This window comes from Flagellimonas lutimaris, from assembly GCF_051494225.1.
Classification (GTDB): domain Bacteria; phylum Bacteroidota; class Bacteroidia; order Flavobacteriales; family Flavobacteriaceae; genus Flagellimonas; species Flagellimonas lutimaris_A.
Genome location: NZ_JBNPYE010000001.1, coordinates 784,799 through 806,038 on the forward strand (window position 1 = coordinate 784,799; position 21,240 = coordinate 806,038).

Here is a 21,240-nt window from a genome sequence, read left to right on the forward strand (position 1 = left end):
TCACAATCACAATAGGTTAATTGATAATTGTCCATTGGTTATTGTTGATCGGTCTTTGACAATTGATAAATGAACATTAAAATTAGAATGTTTTAATGCCTATCTTTGATCAAGCAATATTGGGAATGCAGTTTAACCATCCAGAAACTCTTTGGGCACTTTTTCTTCTAGTCATTCCTATTCTAATTCATTTATTTCAACTACGCCGTTTCAAGAAAACTCCGTTCACCAATGTGGCCATGCTGCAGAAGGTGGTTTCGGAATCCAGAAAAAGTAATTCCCTTAAAAAATGGCTGCTGTTATTTACGCGACTTTTGTTACTTGCAGCTATCATCATTGCATTTGCCCAGCCATTCACTTCAGCTACAACGGCGCTACAAGAAAAGGAAACCGTTGTCTATTTGGACGATTCCTTCAGTATGCAAGCCAAGAATAACGGCATTTCACTTTTGGAAAAAGCAGTCCAGGATTTTATTAAAAATATTGATAGGGATACCGAATTCAGTTTGTTTACCAACGAGAAAACGTTCAATAATGTTCGGGTGACGGATATCCAGAATTCATTGTTATCACTCCCCTACTCCTACAAACAGTTGAATCTGAACGAAATTGGCCTAAAGGCCAGCAGTTTGTTTTCCCAGAATAACGGTACAATTAAAAACCTAATTGTAGTTTCCGACTTTCAAGAAAGATTAGCTTCTGGTAACAATTCGATAGACTCCACGTTGTTTGCCCACTTTGTTCCGATGCAGCCAAGAGAGATTCAAAATGCATCCATTGATTCCGTTTTTGTGGAAGATGGATTGAATGAACAGGCAACACTTCAAGTATTTCTTTCTGGCGGAAATGAGGACGAAGCATTACCCATTTCATTATATAACAATGATCAATTGATTGCCAAATCAGCGGCAAAATTTAAATCAAACGGGGATGCGGAAGTCAAATTTACCATTCCCGCGAATGAGCAACTGAATGGACGATTGAGTATTATCGATAATGCCTTGGGGTATGACAATAAGTTCTATTTCAACATCAATTCCAAAGAGAAGATAAAGATTTTGGCCATCAGTGAATCGGGCAATAATTATTTGAACCGATTGTTCCGTGGTGATGAGTTCGATTTTCAGAAATACGCCCTAAATCAACTGGATTACAGTAATTTGGACAATCAAAATGTGGTGATTCTTGATAATTTGACCACAATTCCAAACAGCTTACAAAATATACTGCGCTCTTTTAAAAATGATGGAGGAACTTTAATTATAGTTCCCGGTATCAATAGTGAGTTATCATCATACAACGCCTTTTTGTCCAGTTTATCGGCTACACAATATTTAGAAAAAATAACTTCAAATGTTCAATTGACCAACATAACGTTCGATCATCCGTTATACCGCAACGTTTTTAAACAGGAAGTGACCAATTTTCAATATCCATCAGTAAATGAACATTTTAGAATACAGACCAATCTGTCCACGGCATTGTCCATGGATGGTGGCGACTCCTTTTTATCAGGTGATGATGGGTTATACGTTTTTACGGTTCCATTGACATTGGAAAATTCCAACTTCATAAACTCTCCATTGATTGTGCCGACATTCTATAATATGGTCCAATCCAGTTTGCAGATACCGAAGCCCTATCAAAACTTGGGTGAGGCAACCATGGTGGATATTTCCGCTCAAATTGGCAATGATGATATTTTAAGGGTGTCCAAAGAAGGATATGAGTTTATTCCACTTCAGCAGACTTTTCCAAATCGAGTAAGGGTAACTTTTGACCAAAACCCGACCGAAGACGGTATTTATTCCATTCTGAAGAACGAAGAAATTTTACAAAATATCAGTTTTAACTACCCTAGAACGGAAAGTCAACTCAAATATCTGGATATCGGAGCATTGGAAAATATAAACACCATGGATTCCATTCCAGAGTTGTTCGAATATCTGAAAGCGGAGAACAACATAACCGCTTTTTGGAAATGGTTTGTTATTTTAGCGTTGCTTCTGGCGCTTATAGAGGTTATCATTCAAAAATTTGTTACATGAACATTCTGCTGAAGTCTGCAAAAATTGTATGCCCAGAGAACAAGGAACTTCACTTGAAAAAGCGTGATATCCTTATTAAAAAAGGAATTATTGAGAAAATCGGCGCCGCTGTGGAAGCTCCTTCCAACACAAAAGTGCTGGACAAAAAAAACTTACACGTTTCTCTCGGATGGTTCGATAGCAGCGTAAGTTTTGGTGAGCCCGGTTTTGAAGAACGAGAAACCATTGCCAATGGACTTTTTACAGCCGGTAAAAGTGGTTTTACCGATATTGTACTCAATCCTAACACTAATCCTGTACCTGATACAAGTTCCGATGTGGTATTTTTAAAAGAGCGTGGACAAGGAAAGGCAACCAAGATTTACCCCATTGGCTCTTTGACCAAAAACTCGGAAGGTATTGACCTTGCAGAGCTTTTTGATATGAAAAATGCTGGCGCTGTAGCCTTCTATGATTTCAAAAAACAGATTTCCAATCCTAATCTGCTAAAAATAGCATTGCTGTACGCCCAAAATTTTGATGGACTGGTCTGTTCTTTTCCACAGGATGGTGATATTAAGGGAAATGGGGTTGCACATGAAGGAGAAGTGTCAACAAAACTTGGACTCAAGGGAATTCCTGCACTTTCAGAAGAATTGCAGATAGCCCGCGATATTTTTATATTGGAATATACGGGAGGTAAACTACATGTACCCACCATTTCTTCCGCTGGTTCGGTAAAGCTTATCGCCGAGGCCAAGAAAAAGGGATTGGATGTGACCTGTAGCGTTGCAATTCATAATCTCATTTTTTCGGATGAAACCCTTAAGGATTTTGACACCCATTTTAAGGTATCTCCTCCCCTACGGACAAAATCCGATAGTAGGGCATTGATCAAAGGATTGAAAAATGGAACAATAGATTTTGTGACTTCGGACCATATACCCATGGATATTGAGCATAAACGTGTAGAGTTTGACAACGCTAAGAGTGGCAGTCTTGGACTGGAATCGGCATTTGGAGGATTGAACACCATTTTTGAACTCGAAGAAACTATTGGATTCTTAACCAAAGGACGTTCTCGATATCAAATTGAAACACCTGAACTGAAAGAAGGTGCCAAAGCATGTTTAACGCTATTCAATCCTGATGGGGAATACACTTTTGATACCCAGGACATTCTTTCTACAACTAAAAATAGTATGTTCCTAGGCTCTAAATTAAAAGGAAAGGTTTACGGAATCATAAACAACGATCAAAGTATATTATAATGAACAATTCCACCCCAGGAAAAACCACGGCAATTGTAGCATACATTACCATTATAGGCTGTTTGATAGCCATCACCATGAATATTGAACCCAAGAACGCTTTTGCCCGTTTTCATACCCGGCAAGCTTTTGGGATACATGTTCTTTTCCATGCTTTGGCGATTTTATTAACATACACTGGTTTTGTTTACCTATCAGTTCCAATCTACATTTTTTACCTTATTATTTGGGTGTATGGTTTTCTGCAAGTTTTAAATGAAACCACTAAACCACTACCTTTTTTGGGTAAGTATTTTCAAAAGTGGTTCACATTCATATCTTAAATTTAAACAATGTCCCTAAAAACCCTATCCCTGGAATATTTACTGCGTCGCTCTTCAATACAATCTGGAAAAGTTCCTGCACTTTTTATGTTCCATGGTTATGGCAGCAATGAGGAAGACCTTTTTTCCTTTGCATCCGAACTACCGGAAGAATTGATGGTTTTTTCCTTAAAGGCACCTTATGATCTAGAACCTTTTGGACATGCATGGTACGCTATAAATTTTGATGCAGAACAGGGAAAATGGAGCGACGATGAACAGGCTAAAGAGTCTAGGGATAAAATTGTCACTTTTATTGATGAGGCGATTGATGCGTACGATCTGGACAAGGACAATATCACCCTTTTAGGTTTTAGTCAAGGTACCGTTCTCAGCTATGCGGCAGCGTTATCGTACCCTGAAAAAGTAAAGAATGTAATTGCGCTCAGCGGATATATCAACGAAAACATTTTGATAGACAATTATGCGGGCAAAAATCATAAAAACCTAAGTTTTTATGTTTCCCATGGGCAAGTAGACCAAGTAATTCCTTTGGAATGGGCCCAAAAGTCACCCGAGTTCTTAAAAAAATTGAATATCCCAACCCAGTATCAAGAATTTCCGATAGGTCATGGGGTTTCCCAGCAAAATTTCTTTTCCTTTAAAAAGTGGTTGGAGGAGCATCTTTGATTCAAATACAAAATACAAGTTCAAGAGCATTGGTTTAATAATCCTGAGGAGCGTAAAGTAAGTGCTCCGCTAAGGTAAAGTCCACACTCAGGTCATCTTTTAACTCATATTTTATAATGAGGTCGCCCCAATATTTTCCATCAGAAAAATCAGCCAAAATCCATTTGTGATTGAGCACCTTGATTTTATTTATTTTAAAATTACTTTCCATCCCTTCGTAGGGAATCAAAGGATTGTCTCCTTTTTGCTCGTTGGTTTCCAATAATTTATCTTGAATGTAGAGCGATGGATTTTCCAAGTTAAGATGCTCATAATATGCCAGTGCATCATCATTGTTCTCCAAGGTGAAATATTGCATATCCAATACTTTTAAATGCATCGTTTGTAAGGAATCCTTGAGTTCTTCCACCTCAGTTTGTAATTGATTTACATCCGTGGTCAATGCTTTTTGCATATTGTTCCCGGTCACAAATTGAAATAGGGCCAGTAAGGCTGCAAAAACAAATAGGTATAGAAAAATTCTACTTTTCATGGAGCTTATATTTTTAATTGTAGGTTATCGTAGGCCAAATGTATGTTTTTGGGGAGACTTTTTTCCACTTCTTCATGAAATCCCAACAAAGCACTGATATGGGTAAAATAGGTCTGCTCTGCCCCAACTTCTTTTGCAAACTCCAACGCTTCTTCCAAATTAAAATGAGAATGGTGCGGTTCTATTCTTAGTGCATTTACTACCAAGACCTTGGCCCCCTTCATTTTTTTGATTTCGTCTTTTTCTACCCTTTTTACATCCGTCATATACACAAACTCACCAAATCGATATCCAAAAACTTGTAATCGGTTATGGAACGCTTCAATAGGAACTACGTCCAAATCGCCCAAAGAAATGTTCCGGTCCTTGGTAACTTCAAAAACCTGTACGGCAGGTGCTCCAGGATAACGGTCTTCATCAGCAAAAATATAGTCAAACCGTCTTTTTAAGGAATCCAAAACCCTAGGGTGTGCATAAATGGGTATATCTCCTTGTCTAAAGAAAAAGGGGCGAATATCATCAATTCCAGCAGTGTGGTCGGCATGCTCGTGCGTAAATAAAATACCATCCAACTTATCAATGGGATTCGCAAGCATTTGTTGTCTAAAATCCGGGCCGCAATCAATAACGTAGTTGTACTCTTTCCAAGAAACTAATACGGAAACACGTAGTCTTTTGTCTTTGGGATCTTTGCTTAGGCATACGGGGTGGTTACTTCCGATTACTGGTATGCCCTGTGAAGTTCCTGTGCCCAAAAAAGTAATGGTCATCATATCATCCATTAAAATCAAAATTATAACTTATTTATTTAATAGATTGATTGAAGAGTGTAACTTTGCTTTACTTTAAAAATCAGGATATGCCTAGCGTACCAAGCAGACAAAATGCTTTTGAAAATATTCCTTCCATAAAGGCAAAAACCCTTAGGATCAATTTGAACCAGGATATTTATGGAACCTTTGCCGAGATTGGCGCCGGACAGGAGACTGCCAGACATTTTTTTAGGGCCGGAGGAGCCTCTGGAACCATTGCAAAGGCAATGAGTGCCTACGATAAATCTTTTAGTGATGCCATTTATGGAATTGAAGAAGATGGGCGCTATGTTACCCAGTCCCGATTGAAAAAAATGTTGGACCACGAAATGCGATTGGTCGAAGAACGAATTAGCAGGGAAAATAATCCTGATTATTTGTTCTTTAGTTATGCCAACACCGTGGCTACTATCGATTTTTCGAAAAGATATAAAGGACACGGTTGGGTGGGTCTTCGTTTTCAATTGGATCCCGACCAAAAGGAATATGATGAAATTGTACTTCATATCCGTTTTAAACAAAATGAAGCTAGATTACAGCAAGAGACGCTTGGAATACTTGGTGTAAACTTGATTTATGGTGCATTTTTCAAGTTCCATAAGCCCAGAAAACTTTTAAAATACCTGTACGATCATATCGACCATGATACTTTGGAGATTGATATGATCAACTTTACGGGTCCCAATTTTGCCGATGTTGATAACCGTTTGATGAGCCTTCAGCTTATTAAAAATGATATGACAGATGCGGTAATGTTCGGCCCCGACGGGCATAACTTGCTTCCCGCCGCAGTACTTTACAAGAAAAGTATTCTGGCACTACGTGGTAGCTTTAGACCTGTGACCAAGGTGAATATGGACATGTTCCAAAAGTCGTACGATATATTTGTACGGGAACAAACTGTGGAATATGAGAATACCATTGTGGTTTTTGAGATAACACTTTCCAATCTTAAGGCTTCAGGGGAAATTGATGAGCAGGACTTTATGGATAGGGCCGAATTGCTTTGTTCTCTGGGGCATACGGTGCTGATATCCAAATTCCAAGAATACTATAAGCTGGTAGAATACTTTAATAATTACACCAAGGCCAAGATTGGATTGACCATGGGCGTCAACAACTTGGTGGATGTATTCGATGAAAAATACTATCGTCACTTAAGTGGCGGTATTCTGGAAGCCTTTGGTAAATTGTTCTTTAAGGATTTGAAGGTGTACCTCTATCCAATGAAAGATCCAGAAACTGGCCAAGTACTTACCAGCAACAATGTGAAGGTGCATCCTAGGATGAAAGAATTGTACAAATTCTTTAAGTACAATGGTAAAGTGATGGATATTATCGACTATGACCCGGATGTACTACATATTTTCTCAAGAGATGTACTCAAGAAAATTATTAACAAAGACGAGGGATGGGAGAAAGAACTCCCCGAGGGTATTGCCGAAATTATAAAAGAGAAAAACCTATTTACCAGAAAGGTTCTCGAAGAGAAAGAATAGAAATAAAAAAGGCGCTTAAACAGCGCCTTTTTTATTCATTTATATTTTTCAATGGTCGGTTCGAGCGTATGTAGAACTTAGAAATTTTTATTGATTCTAGCTTTCTATACTGCGCTCGATGTTACCAATAGCTTTTTTAAGTCAAAATTTGGGCAGCGTGATCTTTCGTCTTAACTTTTTCGATAACATTTTCAACTACGCCACTTCCATCAATAACAAAAGTGGTTCGGTGTATTCCATCATATTCCCTGCCCATGAATTTCTTAGGCCCCCAAACGCCAAAAATGCCGATTACGGTATGGTCTTCATCGGCCAATAAGGGAAAAGGAAACTCATACTTATTCTTAAAATTGGATTGTTTCTTTTCTGAATCGGCGCTTACACCCAAAAGTTCAAAACCTTGATCTTGTAATTCTTTATAGTTATCTCTTAAATTACAGGCTTCTGCTGTGCAACCAGGCGTATTTGCCTTTGGGTAAAAAAAGACCACCAATTTTTTTCCTTTATAATCACCGAGATTAATTGTGTTACCGTCTTGGTCTTTTGCTGAAAAATCAGGTACTTTATCTCCTACTTTTAACATATTCATTTGCGTTGCTCTTGAATTAATTGTTTAATATTTACACAAACAAAGTTAAACAAATATGACCAAACAAGAAAAGGTTGATTTTGCTGTCAAAACCTTGGATGAACTATATCCCACAATTCCTATTCCTTTGGACCACAAAGATCCCTATACTTTATTAATAGCGGTATTGTTGTCTGCCCAAAGTACCGATGTTCGGGTAAACCAGATAACTCCATTGTTATTTGAAAAGGCAGATAATCCCTACGATATGGTAAAACTTTCGGAAGAGGAAATTCGAGAGATTATTAAGCCCGTGGGCCTCTCCCCTATGAAATCCAAAGGAATTTATGGACTTTCCAAAATTTTGATTGAGAAGTATAATGGTGAAGTGCCCAGAAACATTGCACTACTTGAAGAATTACCGGCAGTTGGGCATAAAACTGCAAGTGTAGTGGTTTCCCAGGCTTTTGGAATTCCTGCTTTTCCAGTGGATACACATATTCATAGACTAATGTATAGATGGGGATTTAGTAATGGAAAAAACGTGGTGCAGACGGAACGTGATGCCAAACGACTGTTCCCAAAAGAAATCTGGAATCGTTTACATCTTCAAGTTATTTGGTATGGCCGAGAGTACTCGCCAGCAAGAGGTTGGGATTTGGAAAAAGATATTATAACCAAGACCATTGGAAGAAAATCAGTGATCAATGAATACTATAAAAACAAAAAGAGCCGCTAATTGCGGCTCTTTTCGTCAGTTTGATCCTTAAATTAATTCAATGTTACTTCAAACTGGTGTTTTTTGTAGTCAACTACATGAATCGATTTTGAAAAGCTAAGTAAGAAATCAACTGTTTTCTGACTCGCTTTTACCGTTTTTACGGATTTTTGTTCTTCAGAGTAAATGTTTTCCATATTCTAGCGTAAGTAATTGTTTCCATAGTATAACGGCGCTAGATTGGAAATATTGCAGGTTTCGACGTATTGCTCGATTAATTCGTTAAAACGATGTTTTTACGCTCAACTATTTTTCTAAGGTTGATAAGTGCGTATCGCATTCTTCCTAAGGCTGTATTGATGCTAACATCTGTGTTTTCGGATATCTCTTTAAAGCTCATATCCTTGTAAATACGCATGATCAACACTTCTTTCTGGTCATCTGGCAATTCATCGATCAAAACTGTAAGGTCACTTTCAATTTGATCTTTGATGAGTTGTCTTTCAGCATTTAATTTTTCGTCTTTGATGACAGAAAAAATGTTGAAGTCATCGCTACCCTCAAATTTGGGCATTCTTTTGTTCTTACGGAAATGGGCAATAACCAGATTATGTGCAATTCGCATCACCCAAGGTAAAAATTTACCTTCTTCGCTATACCTTCCTTTTTTCAAGGTCTTGATAACCTTGATAAAGGTATCTTGGAAGATGTCCTCTGCAACATCTCTGTCCAAAACTTTGCTGTAAATAAAGCTGGTGATTCTCTGGTTGTGCCTGTTGATCAGTATTTCAAGAGCCTTTTCGTCTCCGTCAATGTAGTTCTTTACTAAAATCGAGTCTTTAATCTGTAGTTGTTCCATACAAATTACTTTTTTTGGGTTAAAATCACAGTCCTCCCTTTCTAAGAAAGACTTTAGTTATTCAGTTTTTAATCTTTAAAAAGTAATTATTCTGTATAGGCCTATCAGGATTTTAATTACACTTCAAATATAGATAAATAGGCAGGCGACCTAAAATCTATGTTGTGAGATGACGATTTTTATATGTTAACTGTTACAATATACGTATTAAGTGTGGTGTATCGTATCTTTGAGACCCTAATTTTAACACATGGCAATCGATATCAACGTAGATCCCAAGCAAAATATTATCATAAAAGGTGCCAAACTGCATAACCTCAAAAACATTGATGTTGTTATCCCAAGAAATAAATTGGTGGTAATCACTGGTTTATCGGGTTCTGGAAAGTCCAGTTTAGCTTTTGATACCTTGTACGCGGAAGGCCAGCGTAGATATGTGGAGAGTCTGTCCTCTTACGCACGACAGTTTTTGGGTAAATTGGACAAACCCAAAGTGGACTATATAAAAGGTATAGCTCCCGCGATTGCCATAGAACAAAAAGTAAATTCCACCAACCCAAGGTCCACAGTGGGAACCACTACCGAGATTTACGACTACCTAAAGTTATTGTATGCGAGAATTGGAAAGACCCTTTCCCCTATCTCGGGCAAGGAGGTAAAAAAACATACGGTAACCGATGTAATCAACCATATAAAGGAGTTGAACGAAAGAGATAAACTCCTATTGTTGGCCCCCATTACCATAAAGGACGAACGGGAACCGTTGAAATCGTTGGAGCTTTTTTCCAAACAAGGTTATGCCCGTATAAAATACAAGGGGGAGGTCATCCGAATTGATCAGGCACCCGAAGACATTGGTAGGGAATTTGATTTGGTCGTAGATCGTATCATTGTAAAAGATGATGAAGATTTTTATAATCGTTTGGCCAATGCAGTTGACAATGCCTTCTTTGAAGGAAAGGGTCAATGTACCATTGAAAATCTTCAAACCAGGGACATCAAAACTTTCAGTAACCAGTTTGAACTGGATGGAATGAAATTTTTGGAGCCCAACGTTCACCTTTTTAGTTTTAACAACCCTTACGGTGCATGCCCCAAATGTGAAGGGTATGGCGATGTTATCGGTATTGATGAAGATTTGGTGATTCCCAATACGGCTTTATCTGTTTACGAAAATGCCGTTTTCCCTTGGCGAGGAGATAGTATGGGTTGGTACCGAGATCAATTGGTCAACTCCGCATACAAATTCGATTTTCCAATCCACAAACCCTGGTTTCAACTTTCAGAAGAACAAAAACAGTTGGTATGGGATGGTAACGACCATTTTATTGGAATCCATGGGTTTTTTGAACAGTTGGAGGAGAAAAGCTATAAAATTCAGAACAGGGTGATGCTGTCCCGTTACCGTGGCAAAACCAAATGCTCTGTGTGTAAAGGAAAACGGCTTCGCAAAGAAGCAGATTATGTAAAGGTTGGGGGGAAATCTATTTCAGATTTAATCGAATTGCCCATCAATCAAATAATGCCTTTTTTTGATGAGCTTCAACTTTCCGAACACGATTCTGCTGTTTCCAAAAGATTACTAAAGGAAATCACTACGCGTTTGGACTTTTTGGATAAAGTGGGATTAAGCTACCTTACCTTAAATAGAAAATCCAATACATTATCAGGCGGGGAAAGCCAACGCATCAACTTGGCCACTTCTTTGGGAAGCAGTCTGGTAGGTTCCATGTATATTCTGGATGAACCAAGTATTGGATTGCACCCACGAGATACAGAAAATTTGATCGAGGTGTTGAAATCGCTTCGTGATTTGGGCAATACCGTTATTGTAGTAGAGCACGATGAAGATATCATGAAAGCTGCCGATGAAATCATCGATATAGGCCCAGAAGCAGGAACCCTGGGTGGTAATGTTGTGGCTACCGGAGATTGGGAGACCATTCTCCAATCCGATTCCCTAACGGCATCCTATCTTAATGGAGCCATGGAAATTTCAGTTCCCAAAGAACGTAGGAATTCCAAATATTATATTCAAATAAAGGGCGCAAGGGAAAACAACCTAAAAAATATAGATATCACCTTCCCTCTAAATGTACTGACCGTAGTCACAGGAGTTTCCGGAAGTGGAAAAAGTACTTTGGTAAGGAAAATATTGTATCCCACCATATTAAAGGAAACAGGAGGGTATGGAGAAAAAGCAGGTCAGTTTTCGGCTATGGAGGGCAAGTATGCTCACATAAAACATGTGGAATTCGTGGATCAGAATCCCATTGGTCGTTCCTCCCGTTCAAATCCTGTTACCTACATAAAAGCCTATGATGATATCCGAAATCTTTTCGCATCACAAAAACTGAGCAAGCTTCGAGGGTACAAAGCCAAGCACTTTTCTTTTAATGTGGATGGCGGCCGATGCGAAAAATGTAAAGGTGAAGGAGAGATTACAGTGGAAATGCAGTTTATGGCCGATGTACATTTGGAATGCGACGCCTGTAACGGAAAACGGTTCAAAAAAGAAATTTTGGAAACCCAGTTTGAAGGCAAAAACATTGACGATATCCTTAACATGACGATCGACGATGCGATTGTACACTTCTCAACCCACAAACAAGACAAAATTGTGGTCAAACTAAAACCCTTGCAAGATGTAGGATTGGGATATGTGGCCTTGGGACAGTCCTCTTCTACCCTTTCCGGTGGTGAGGCGCAACGTATAAAATTGGCTTCCTTTTTGGTCAAGGGTCATACCAAAGAAAAAGCGCTCTTCATCTTTGATGAACCAACCACGGGACTCCATTTCCACGACATCAAAAAATTGCTAAAATCCTTTGATGAACTTATAGGCAAAGGGCACTCTGTAATTGTAATAGAACACAATATAGAACTTATCAAATGTGCCGACTATATAATCGATTTAGGACCTGAAGGCGGGGAAAAAGGCGGTCATTTGGTCGCTGAGGGCACTCCCGAGGAACTGGTGCAAAACCAGAACTCCTTTACCGCTAAGTATATAAGGGAAAAACTGTAAGGTACCTTTACTTTTTTACAAGTGTGTAACCTTATTTAGCATCATGGGAAACTATGTTTTATACCAAAAAGTATATAATTTGGTTAATTCATAATACAGTTTTATCAATTCATTTAGGGCATTCATCAATTGTCCACCAAAATAATTAGGGCATCTTCTTAATATCGCGGATTAGAACTTAACCACGATACTGCTATGTTCTTCTCCAAATCTTACCATATAAAAAAGCTAGATCTGCTATGGATCGTGCTCATCTTATTGGGCACCTGCTCCATTTTTATAAAAAACGACCCCGAAAAAAATAACACCAACACTACTGTATTTTATAGTACAGAAATGGAACACTCCATAGCCAACGCTTCATGGAGCAACGCTGATATTTTTGCACCGGGAATTGCTGCAGTCTTGACTTCGAGTACCAGAACCTTCAATGGGGATACCCCCGGTTGTACCTATATCAGATTCATTGTACGGGTGATGAATACCAGTACCAATGATGAACAACTGGACAATATAACCATCGATATGGGACCTGATGTCCAGATAGGTAGTCTACAAAGTGGGAGTGACGCAAATAACAATGGTATATTGGATACAGGTGAAATATGGGCATATGAAGCAATTAAAACCATAACTGAAACCGATATGCAAGCTTCTGAAGTCTTTCACCAAGCCCATGTCGAGGCCAATGTAGTGGGTATAGGCGGAACAGTAACCGACGATTCCCACCCTACCGATATAAATTTGGATGGATCTACATTGACCAAAATAAGCAATTGTGTAAAAGGTATTTCTTTGGTCAAAACGGGAATTTCAAAAAATCCATTGGGCGAAGATGGTGGTTGTGCATCCATAAATTATACGTTTGAAGTTTCCCATACCGGAAGTCCAACGGAGATGTTCGGAACAGTTGTGATTACCGATCCTATGCTTGAAAGTGAAAACATTCCAATAAATGGACCTATTGACGGTGATTTCGGTACACCAGACCTTTTAGAACCAGGTGAAACTTGGATTTATGAAGCCAATTACCCGATTCAAGGTGATGATTTAATCAATGGATTTGTGGAAAACCAGGCCTATGTTGAGGCAAAAACGTTTGTTGTACCTGGATTGATCGCATCCGATATATCCGATCATACCAGTACAGATGAAGATAGGATAACCAGAATTGATATTCCGCAATGTCAACCATTAATCAGTTTGATTCAAACGGGAGTTGCCAAAGATGGATTTGGCCAGGATGGCGGTTGTGATTTTATAGAGTATACGTTTACAGTGACCAACGAGAGTGACCCCAATAATGGTCAGGGACAAGTCCTTAAAGATATTCTATTGGATGACAGTTATCTACCATTACCCGAAATCTTAGTTGGACCCAATGGAGATATCAATGATGATGGCTTAATGAGCCCAGGTGAAGTTTGGACCTATTCAGCCATATATCAGGTAACATCGCAAGATATTTTGAATGGTGAGGTTGTTACCCAAAGCCAAGTATACGCGTCAATTGTTGAGGGTCCTCAGATTACTATAACTGACCTTTCTGACTTTGAAGATACTGCGCTCAATAGGGAAACGGTTGTCAGTCTTTCCCACTGTCCCCGTATTGCCGTGATAAAAGAAGGTACCGTAAATGCGGAATGCACCGCCATAGACTACGTGTTTACGGTAACCAATGAAAGCAAGGAAAGTCTGATTTTGGAAAATGTGGAACTCACCGACCCAAAACTACCCGTTATTGATGGACCCACGGGAGATAATGGCAATGACTTGCTGGAACTTGGTGAAATATGGACGTATACCGCAACCTATAACATTACCCCGGAAGACATCAATGCAGGACATGTAGACAATCAAGCTACGGCTTCGGCAGATGTCTTTACATTTCCCAATCTCTTTGCCGATGACTTGTCCGATGATGATAGTGTTATGGAAAATCAAATCACATCAACAGATTTAACAAGTTGCCAAACCCCTACCATCGAACTTATTAAAGAAGGGCAACTTATTGATGATGACGAGAATGGCTGTCTAGATACCATCCTATATACCTTCACGGTCACCAACACGGGTAATGTGGACCTGCACACCGTGATACTCAACGACGACAAGATAGGTGGACAGGTTCCGGGACCAGAACTTAATGAGGATGATGGGAATGATGGCATCCTAAGTATTGGGGAAGACTGGGTCTTCAAGGCCACATACAATCTATTGCAAGCTGACATAGATGCCGGCTTCGTAATCAATAATGCTGATGTATCGGCACTCTCAGTTGGTATCGATACACCAACGGCCGATCAAGTGCTGGTACAGACAGACCTGCCCGCTGACCTTTGTGCCCCCGCACCTGCCATCGAAGTAATCAAATCCAGTGTTCTCAACATCGATAATGACAACGATGGCTGTTTAGATGGTATTACCTATACCTTCACCATCACCAATGTTGGAAATGTGAACCTCCATACCGTGGTGCTTAATGACGACAAGATTGGTGGGGTGGTTCCGGGACCAGAACCCAATGAGGATGACAACAATGACGGTGTCCTGAGTATTGGCGAGGACTGGGTCTACGAGGCCACATACGCAATGACCCCACAGGAAATCATCGACGGATTCGTGTTCAACAATGCCGACGTATCGGCGCTGTCCGAGGGCGACAACACCCCCGTGGCCGACCAAGCGCAGGTGCAGACAGACCTACCCGTGGATCTTTGTGGTACCGCACCGGCCATTCAACTTTTTAAGGTAGGAAATCCAAGTATAGACTTAGATGCGAATGGCTGTATTGATGGCATCTTGTACACATTTACCGTAACCAATGTTGGAAACGTGAACCTACACACCATCGTGCTCAACGACGACAAGATCGGTGGGGTGGTACTGGGACCAGAACCCAATGAGGATGACAACAACGATGGAATCCTGAGTGTAGGCGAGGACTGGGTGTTCAAGGCCACCTACGATTTGATTCAGGCCGACATCGATGCGGGCCTTGTAATCAACAATGCCGAAGTAGCTGCCCTTTCGGAAGGGGACAATACCCCAGTGGCCGACCAAGCGCAGGTACAGACCAATCTACCTGCAGACTTGTGCACATTCGAACCGAATATTGGACTTATAAAAATAGGTGAACCAATTGATACCGATCAAGACAATTGTATTGATAGTATTACATATATTTTTATGGTAACAAACACTGGTCAGTTGGATCTTCAAGAAGTGTTGTTGGAAGATGATCTTTTTGGTGGTGAAATCCCTGGGCCAGAACCTGATTCCGATTTTGGTAATGATGGCATATTATCCGTGGGAGAAAGTTGGATTTACGAAGCAACGTATCCTCTATCACAACAAAATATAAACGATGATTTTGTGGACAACCAAGCAACGGTGCAAGCAGAACCGGTAAACATAGCAGTACCCATAAACGATTTATCCGATGACAATAGTCTTTTTGAAGATGATGTAACACATACTTCCTTACCTGCCAATATTTGTGTATTGGGTACAGGAAATTTAGCCTTACTAAAATCAGGTGTGCTTACAGATATAGATCAAGATGGATGTTTTGAAAGTATACAATTTTCGTTCAGGGTTTTGAACACAGGTGAAATAGATATGGAATCCATTATTTTGAACGACCCTTTGTTGGGAGGAGTTATAAATGGTCCAACAGCAGGGAGTGATATTGAAAATGATGGTATATTATCTGTGGGTGAAACTTGGACTTATGATCTTCTTTATGGTATCACAGATCAAGACATCAATATGGGTTCATTTACCAACCAAGCTACCGTTACAGGCCTTTCTGTTGGAACCAACCAAGAGGCAATGGACTTTTCAGATGATGACAGTCCCTTGGAAGATGACCCAACCAATACACCAGTTCCCAATGATGCCTGCACAAGCGGTGGGGCAACATTAGGTGTGATAAAATCCGGTGTTTTAACAGACACCAATGGAGATGAATGCCCCGATGGTATCCGTTATACATTTACCGTTACCAATACGGGAACAGCGGATTTACATGAATTACAAATTGTTGATGATGATTTGTTGGATGCCGAAATAGTTGGGCCATTGGAAGGAACCGATCTTGGTGAGGATAATATTCTTTCCGTAAATGAAACTTGGGAGTACACCGCCATTTATACCATTGAAGAAATAGATGTTACCAATGGTTTTAAATCCAATCAGGCTACAGTCTATGCAAAACCTGTAGGAATAGATGTTCAAGTTTTTGATGTTTCGGATGATGACAGCTTGTTGGAAAACGAAACTACAGTTACAGCAATTCCAGAATTCTACTGCGCCAATAACCCTGGTGGCGATTCTGAATTTGAAATCTTTACGGGGATAACCCCAAACAGCGACGGTTTCAACGATTATTTCAGAATCCAAGGAATTGAAAACTATCCTGACAACACCCTTAAAATCTTCAATAGATGGGGTACGCTTGTATATGAAGCAGAAGGCTATGGTCTGGGCAATAAACTATTCTTTGGAGTTTCAGAAGGAAGGGCAACCATCCAGAAGAAAAAAACACTGCCCAGTGGAACCTACTTCTACATATTGACTTTTCCAAATGAAAACCCTGGAGAGGAAAGTTATTCAGGCTACCTCTATATAAATCGAGATTAAAACGTAAAATACATTGATTTTAATGATACAGCATGTCAAGACCTCGGTCTTTCATAAAATATTTTTATTCATATCCATAACCTTTTTTGCGGGTACAATAAGTGTAAAATCCCAGCAAGATCCACAATACACCCAATATATGTATAACACTCAAATTGTGAATCCAGCCTATGTCGGGTCAAGGGAAGTGTTAAGTTTCGGGGTTTTGGGTAGAATGCAATGGGTTGATCTGGAAGGTGCACCCACAACAGGAACATTTTCGGTTAACTCCCCTATCGGTCTTATGGGCGATATGGGGTTGGGCCTGTCCATCGTATACGATCAAATTGGTCCGGCCACCGAATCCAACGCTGTGCTGGATTATTCCTACTCACTTCAATTGGCTCGACGAAATATCAGCAAACTTTCGTTTGGATTAAAAGCCGGTGTGGATATGTTGGATGTGGATTATACGAAATTAAAGCTTTCCGATCCAAATGATCCCTTGTTTCAAAGTCAGGTAGATAATAAAATACAGCCCCAGGTCGGAGCAGGAATCTATTTTCATACACAAAAGTATTATGTTGGATTTTCCGTTCCCAACTTTCTCAATTCCAAGCACTTTGATGAAGGTTCACTTGATAACGATGAAATAGCGAGCATTGCGGTGGAAAGATTGCATTATTTTTTTATTACCGGTTATGTTTTTGATTTGAACCCAAATTTAAAGTTCAAACCCGCCACCCTTGTAAAATTTGTAAGTGGTGCGCCGATACAGTGGGATATGTCGGCCAATTTCCTAATCAATGAAAAATTCGCCATCGGAGGATCCTATAGATGGGACGCATCTGCCAGTGGTATGTTAGGTTTTCAGGCAACTGAAGGTATTTTTATTGGTTTGGCCTACGATTATCAGTTCAGTGCTATAAAAGATTACAACAATGGATCCTACGAAGCCTTGATCAGATTTGACATTTTCAACAAAGCGGATAAAATACTCACTCCAAGATTTTTCTAAAAAAAGCCCCATGAACCTAAAATCATTACTGACCCTACTTTTTACATGCTACTTTTCAGTTGTGGCTTTTTCTCAAAAAGGAAACGTAAAAAAGGCCAACGAAGAGTTTGATTCTTATTCCTATATAGACGCCAGAAAGATTTACCTAAAGGTGGTCAACGATGGATATGAATCTGCACAGGTTTTCAAAAATTTGGGGGATACCTATTATTTCAACAGTGAATATGTCGATGCAGTTTCATGGTACAACAAACTTATCTCAAAATATTCCAACGAAATTGAACCCATATACTATTACCGACTTGCACAAAGTTTAAAGAGTACAGGAAAATATCAGGAATCGAAAAAAATGATGGGCAAATTTGCAAGTCTATCCGCCAACACGGAACTGGCAAAGAATTTTATGAGAGACTATTCTGAGCTTGACAGTTTGATCGATTTTCAATCCAAAGAATTTGAAGTTCTCAATGTAACCCAGCTTTTATCCAGTTCCGATTTCGGCCCAACGTTTTACGATAAAAACAAGCTTGTTTTTGCTTCGGCTTCTGGGGACACAAAGGGAGACAAAATCCATCATTGGACAGGTTTGCCCTATTTGGATCTATATGTGGCCAACATCGATGATGAGTGGAAATTATCCAATCCAAAACCTTTGGAAGGAGAAATCAATACCCCCTACCACGAATCCAGTGCTGCATTTACCTCAGATGGAAATACGGTATATTTTACTAGAAACAATTATAAAAACGGAAGAAAACGGCAAAACCGGCAAAAGCTGGTGAGTTTAAAAATTTACAAGGCTACCAAGGATGAAAACGGTGAATGGAACAATGTTGAAGAACTTCCATTTAACAACGATTCTTATTCAGTGGCTCACCCTGCCTTAAGTCCAGATGAAAAACGACTGTATTTTTCATCGGACATGAAAGGTTCCTTTGGGCAATCCGATATTTGGTATGTGGATATTTCATCCGATGGAAATTATAGTAATCCAATCAATTTAGGAGCTCAAATCAATACAGAGGCTAGGGAAACCTTTCCTTTTGTCAGTAAAAATGGAAATCTATATTTCTCCAGCGATGGGCATTTAGGGTTGGGAGGACTTGACATTTTTGTGATTTCCCTTGATTCCGAGGGCGAATTCAAAGAAGCCACCAACCTTAAAAAACCGATAAACTCAAATAAAGACGACTTTGGTTTTATCATTGATGAAGATAAAAAAATAGGATATCTATCATCCAATCGAGGTGGTGATGAAGGGAGTGAGTCTGATGATATATATAGGATTTGGGAGAATTGTGGCGAGATTGTCCTACAAGGGATTATTTCCAATTCCAAATCAGGGCAAGCCATTTATAGGGCGACCGTTCAACTCATAAACAAGGACAATCGGATCATAGCCAAGACCAAAACAGACCGAAATGGCAATTACAAGTTCGAAGATTTTTTAAACTGTACCGAAAAATATACCGTGGTTGCATCCTTCAGGGACTACCAACCCAGTCAAAAATCCCTGGTTACTCCCCGTGGATCTGATGTGGTTCAGGCCGATCTTGAGTTGACCCCTCCTGAATGTGCCGATGACGATTTGGGGTGTCGTTTGAACCTACAACCTATTTATTTTGATTATGGTAAATCCAGTATCAGACCCGATGCCGAAGTGGAATTGGCAAAAATACTACAGGCCATGAAGGAATATCCAGAGTTGAAAATCCATATTGAATCACATACCGATTCAAGGTCCAGTTCAGCATTCAATCTAAGGTTGTCGGAAAGAAGAGCAAAGGCCACTCTAAAATGGTTGGTGAACAAAGGAATAGACCAACGTAGATTAACCGCAAAAGGATATGGAGAAACACGATTGCTGAACAAATGTTCTAACGGTGTTCCATGCAGTGAAGAAGAACATGAACTTAACCGAAGATCTATGTTCATTATTAAATAAATAGCTCTTGTTTATTTTTTGCATTGATAATCAGCGTGTTATATTTTTGGCACGCTGATTGTATAATACTGGGTGGATGTAAATGGTTGCATCTAGAATTTAAACCTTGTATCATGAAAAAGTTTATACTCATTATAGCAGCGGTTATTTTTGGAATACCGAGTATCCAGGCCGAAACAACCAACACAGTAGCTACCTACACCAATTACCGATATGGAAATTCTTTCATCTTTGTTGAAGATGGAGTAACATTCTCAGTGTATCCAGATGGTGAGTTTGATTTCTATTTGGACAACAGGGTAAATGTTGGAGTCGGAGCAAGAATCGGTAATGTTGGAATTACCTTTAATTCAGGATATAATTATAACCCATATGTCCAGTATGATGATTATGGAGCTGTAATCCAAGTAGAGAATACTCCTATATATTATGATTATTATGGACGTGTTTCACAAATAGGAAATGTAGATATATGGTATAACAATGGTAGAGTCCGTAGAATTGGTGGATTGCACGTTTACTATAATGGGGGTGTTTTCAGTCACTATACAGGATTTATCAACATTTATAATAGACGTTATGTATACAGACCTTTCCATAGATATTTTGCAAGACCTGCCATAGGTTTCTGTAATGTGTATGCAAGACCATATAGAAGATATTACAGACCTATCAGATACACTTATTACACTCCTTATAGATATAATACCAGAAGGGCTTATGCCAGAGTGGGCAAGGTTTATAGAAATGACAATAGATATAGAAGAGACAAAATCTATAGAAATGACAGAAGAGTTGCTGTGAGAGACAATAGAGCAAGAAGAGCGGATTATGGTAGAAGTAATGCCACGGTATCCAAAAACTCTTCTAGGAGAGGAAATACAGAGGTAAATCGTTCCAGTAATACTGTAAAAAGACAAAAAGTAGCTTCTAGAGATTCAAGAAGTAATAACTATAGAAAGTCAAATAATGTAGCAAGATCTGGAAGAACAACTGCTTCCAATAATAAGGGGACACGTGCTTCAAACAATAGAAGCACTGGTTCCAGAAAAGTGGCCTCCAGTACAAATGGTAGAAACGTAAAACGTTCAGCCCAAAGTACCTACAGAAAACCACAGACTACAACGAGAACATCGAACAGGTCTGTAGTTAGCAGGAAAAACTCTTCACCAAAGAAAGCAGTTGAAAGAAGTTCTAGACCTAGTGTTAGAAAAACTTCTGTAAGTAGAAAAACTACTTCTAGGCCAAGTGTGAGCAGAGGTTCAAGCGACAGAAAAAATACCGCTAGAACATCAAGATCAAGAGGGTCTTCTAGACGAAATAATTAGATAGTTTTTTTAGGTTGGTT

At 39.4% G+C, this 21,240-nt stretch carries 15 protein-coding genes; 11 read left to right on the plus strand and 4 right to left on the minus strand.

Going from position 1 to position 21,240, the window contains the following annotated elements; genetic code table 11:
- Positions 1-95: 95 nt before the first annotated feature.
- Genes ACQQ5U_RS03555 through ACQQ5U_RS03570 form a run of 4 tightly spaced genes read left to right on the plus strand, consistent with a single transcriptional unit; the run spans position 96 to position 4,290 of the window.
- Positions 96-2,048: a BatA domain-containing protein gene (locus ACQQ5U_RS03555; RefSeq protein WP_437395566.1), complete on the plus strand. Its 1,953-nt coding sequence runs from the start codon at positions 96-98 to the stop codon at positions 2,046-2,048.
- Entirely contained in the window at positions 2,045-3,298 is a 1,254-nt protein-coding gene (locus ACQQ5U_RS03560) for a dihydroorotase (protein WP_437395567.1), read from the plus strand. Before ACQQ5U_RS03555 ends, ACQQ5U_RS03560 begins: the two co-directional genes overlap by 4 nt.
- Entirely contained in the window at positions 3,298-3,621 is a 324-nt protein-coding gene (locus tag ACQQ5U_RS03565) for a hypothetical protein (RefSeq protein ID WP_437395568.1), read from the plus strand. Before ACQQ5U_RS03560 ends, ACQQ5U_RS03565 begins: the two co-directional genes overlap by 1 nt.
- A 9-nt stretch (positions 3,622-3,630) precedes the next feature.
- Entirely contained in the window at positions 3,631-4,290 is a 660-nt protein-coding gene (locus tag ACQQ5U_RS03570) for an alpha/beta hydrolase (protein ID WP_437395569.1), read from the plus strand.
- Positions 4,291-4,324: 34 nt separating this feature from the next.
- Here the strand turns inward: ACQQ5U_RS03570 and ACQQ5U_RS03575 are convergent, their stop codons facing one another.
- Both ACQQ5U_RS03575 and ACQQ5U_RS03580 read right to left on the minus strand, forming a co-directional pair.
- Positions 4,325-4,822, minus strand: a complete 498-nt coding sequence (locus ACQQ5U_RS03575; RefSeq protein ID WP_437395570.1) for a hydrolase — start codon at positions 4,820-4,822, stop codon at positions 4,325-4,327.
- A 5-nt stretch (positions 4,823-4,827) separates the two neighbouring features.
- Entirely contained in the window at positions 4,828-5,592 is a 765-nt protein-coding gene (locus ACQQ5U_RS03580; protein ID WP_437395893.1) for an MBL fold metallo-hydrolase, read from the minus strand.
- 89 nt (positions 5,593-5,681) lie between these two features.
- Between ACQQ5U_RS03580 and ACQQ5U_RS03585 the strand changes: the two genes are divergently transcribed.
- The gene (locus ACQQ5U_RS03585; protein ID WP_437395571.1) at positions 5,682-7,133 is read left to right on the plus strand and encodes a TonB-dependent receptor; all 1,452 of its coding nucleotides are present in this window, start codon (positions 5,682-5,684) and stop codon (positions 7,131-7,133) included.
- Positions 7,134-7,269: 136 nt separating this feature from the next.
- Here the strand turns inward: ACQQ5U_RS03585 and bcp are convergent, their stop codons facing one another.
- A complete protein-coding gene (bcp, locus tag ACQQ5U_RS03590) occupies positions 7,270-7,722 on the minus strand; it encodes a thioredoxin-dependent thiol peroxidase (protein WP_437395572.1) in 453 nt (150 codons plus the stop codon).
- Between the two features lie 55 nt (positions 7,723-7,777).
- Here bcp and ACQQ5U_RS03595 point away from each other — a divergent pair, with 55 nt between their 5' ends.
- Positions 7,778-8,440 carry an endonuclease III domain-containing protein gene (locus ACQQ5U_RS03595; RefSeq protein ID WP_437395573.1) on the plus strand — a complete coding sequence of 221 codons (663 nt, stop codon included), beginning with the start codon at positions 7,778-7,780 and terminating at the stop codon, positions 8,438-8,440.
- A gap of 253 nt (positions 8,441-8,693) precedes the next feature.
- Here ACQQ5U_RS03595 and ACQQ5U_RS03600 read toward each other — a convergent pair whose 3' ends face one another.
- Positions 8,694-9,278, minus strand: coding sequence for an RNA polymerase sigma factor (locus ACQQ5U_RS03600; RefSeq protein ID WP_437395574.1), 585 nt, complete (start codon positions 9,276-9,278; stop codon positions 8,694-8,696).
- Positions 9,279-9,528: 250 nt separating this feature from the next.
- On the opposite strand from ACQQ5U_RS03600, the gene uvrA reads away from it, so the two are divergent.
- The 5 genes from uvrA to ACQQ5U_RS03625 all read left to right on the plus strand — a co-directional run bounded on the left by uvrA (position 9,529) and on the right by ACQQ5U_RS03625 (position 21,220).
- Entirely contained in the window at positions 9,529-12,306 is a 2,778-nt protein-coding gene (uvrA, locus tag ACQQ5U_RS03605) for an excinuclease ABC subunit UvrA (RefSeq protein WP_437395575.1), read from the plus strand.
- A 195-nt stretch (positions 12,307-12,501) separates the two neighbouring features.
- Positions 12,502-16,950, plus strand: coding sequence for a gliding motility-associated C-terminal domain-containing protein (locus tag ACQQ5U_RS03610; protein ID WP_437395576.1), 4,449 nt, complete (start codon positions 12,502-12,504; stop codon positions 16,948-16,950).
- 22 nt (positions 16,951-16,972) lie between these two features.
- Positions 16,973-17,947, plus strand: a complete 975-nt coding sequence (locus tag ACQQ5U_RS03615; protein ID WP_437395577.1) for a PorP/SprF family type IX secretion system membrane protein — start codon at positions 16,973-16,975, stop codon at positions 17,945-17,947.
- A 10-nt stretch (positions 17,948-17,957) separates the two neighbouring features.
- On the plus strand, positions 17,958-19,892 hold the full coding sequence (locus tag ACQQ5U_RS03620; RefSeq protein ID WP_437395578.1) for an OmpA family protein: 1,935 nt from the start codon (positions 17,958-17,960) through the stop codon (positions 19,890-19,892).
- A gap of 113 nt (positions 19,893-20,005) precedes the next feature.
- Positions 20,006-21,220 (plus strand): hypothetical protein, encoded by a 1,215-nt coding sequence (locus ACQQ5U_RS03625; protein ID WP_437395579.1) that lies wholly within the window; start codon positions 20,006-20,008, stop codon positions 21,218-21,220.
- Positions 21,221-21,240: the final 20 nt, after the last annotated feature.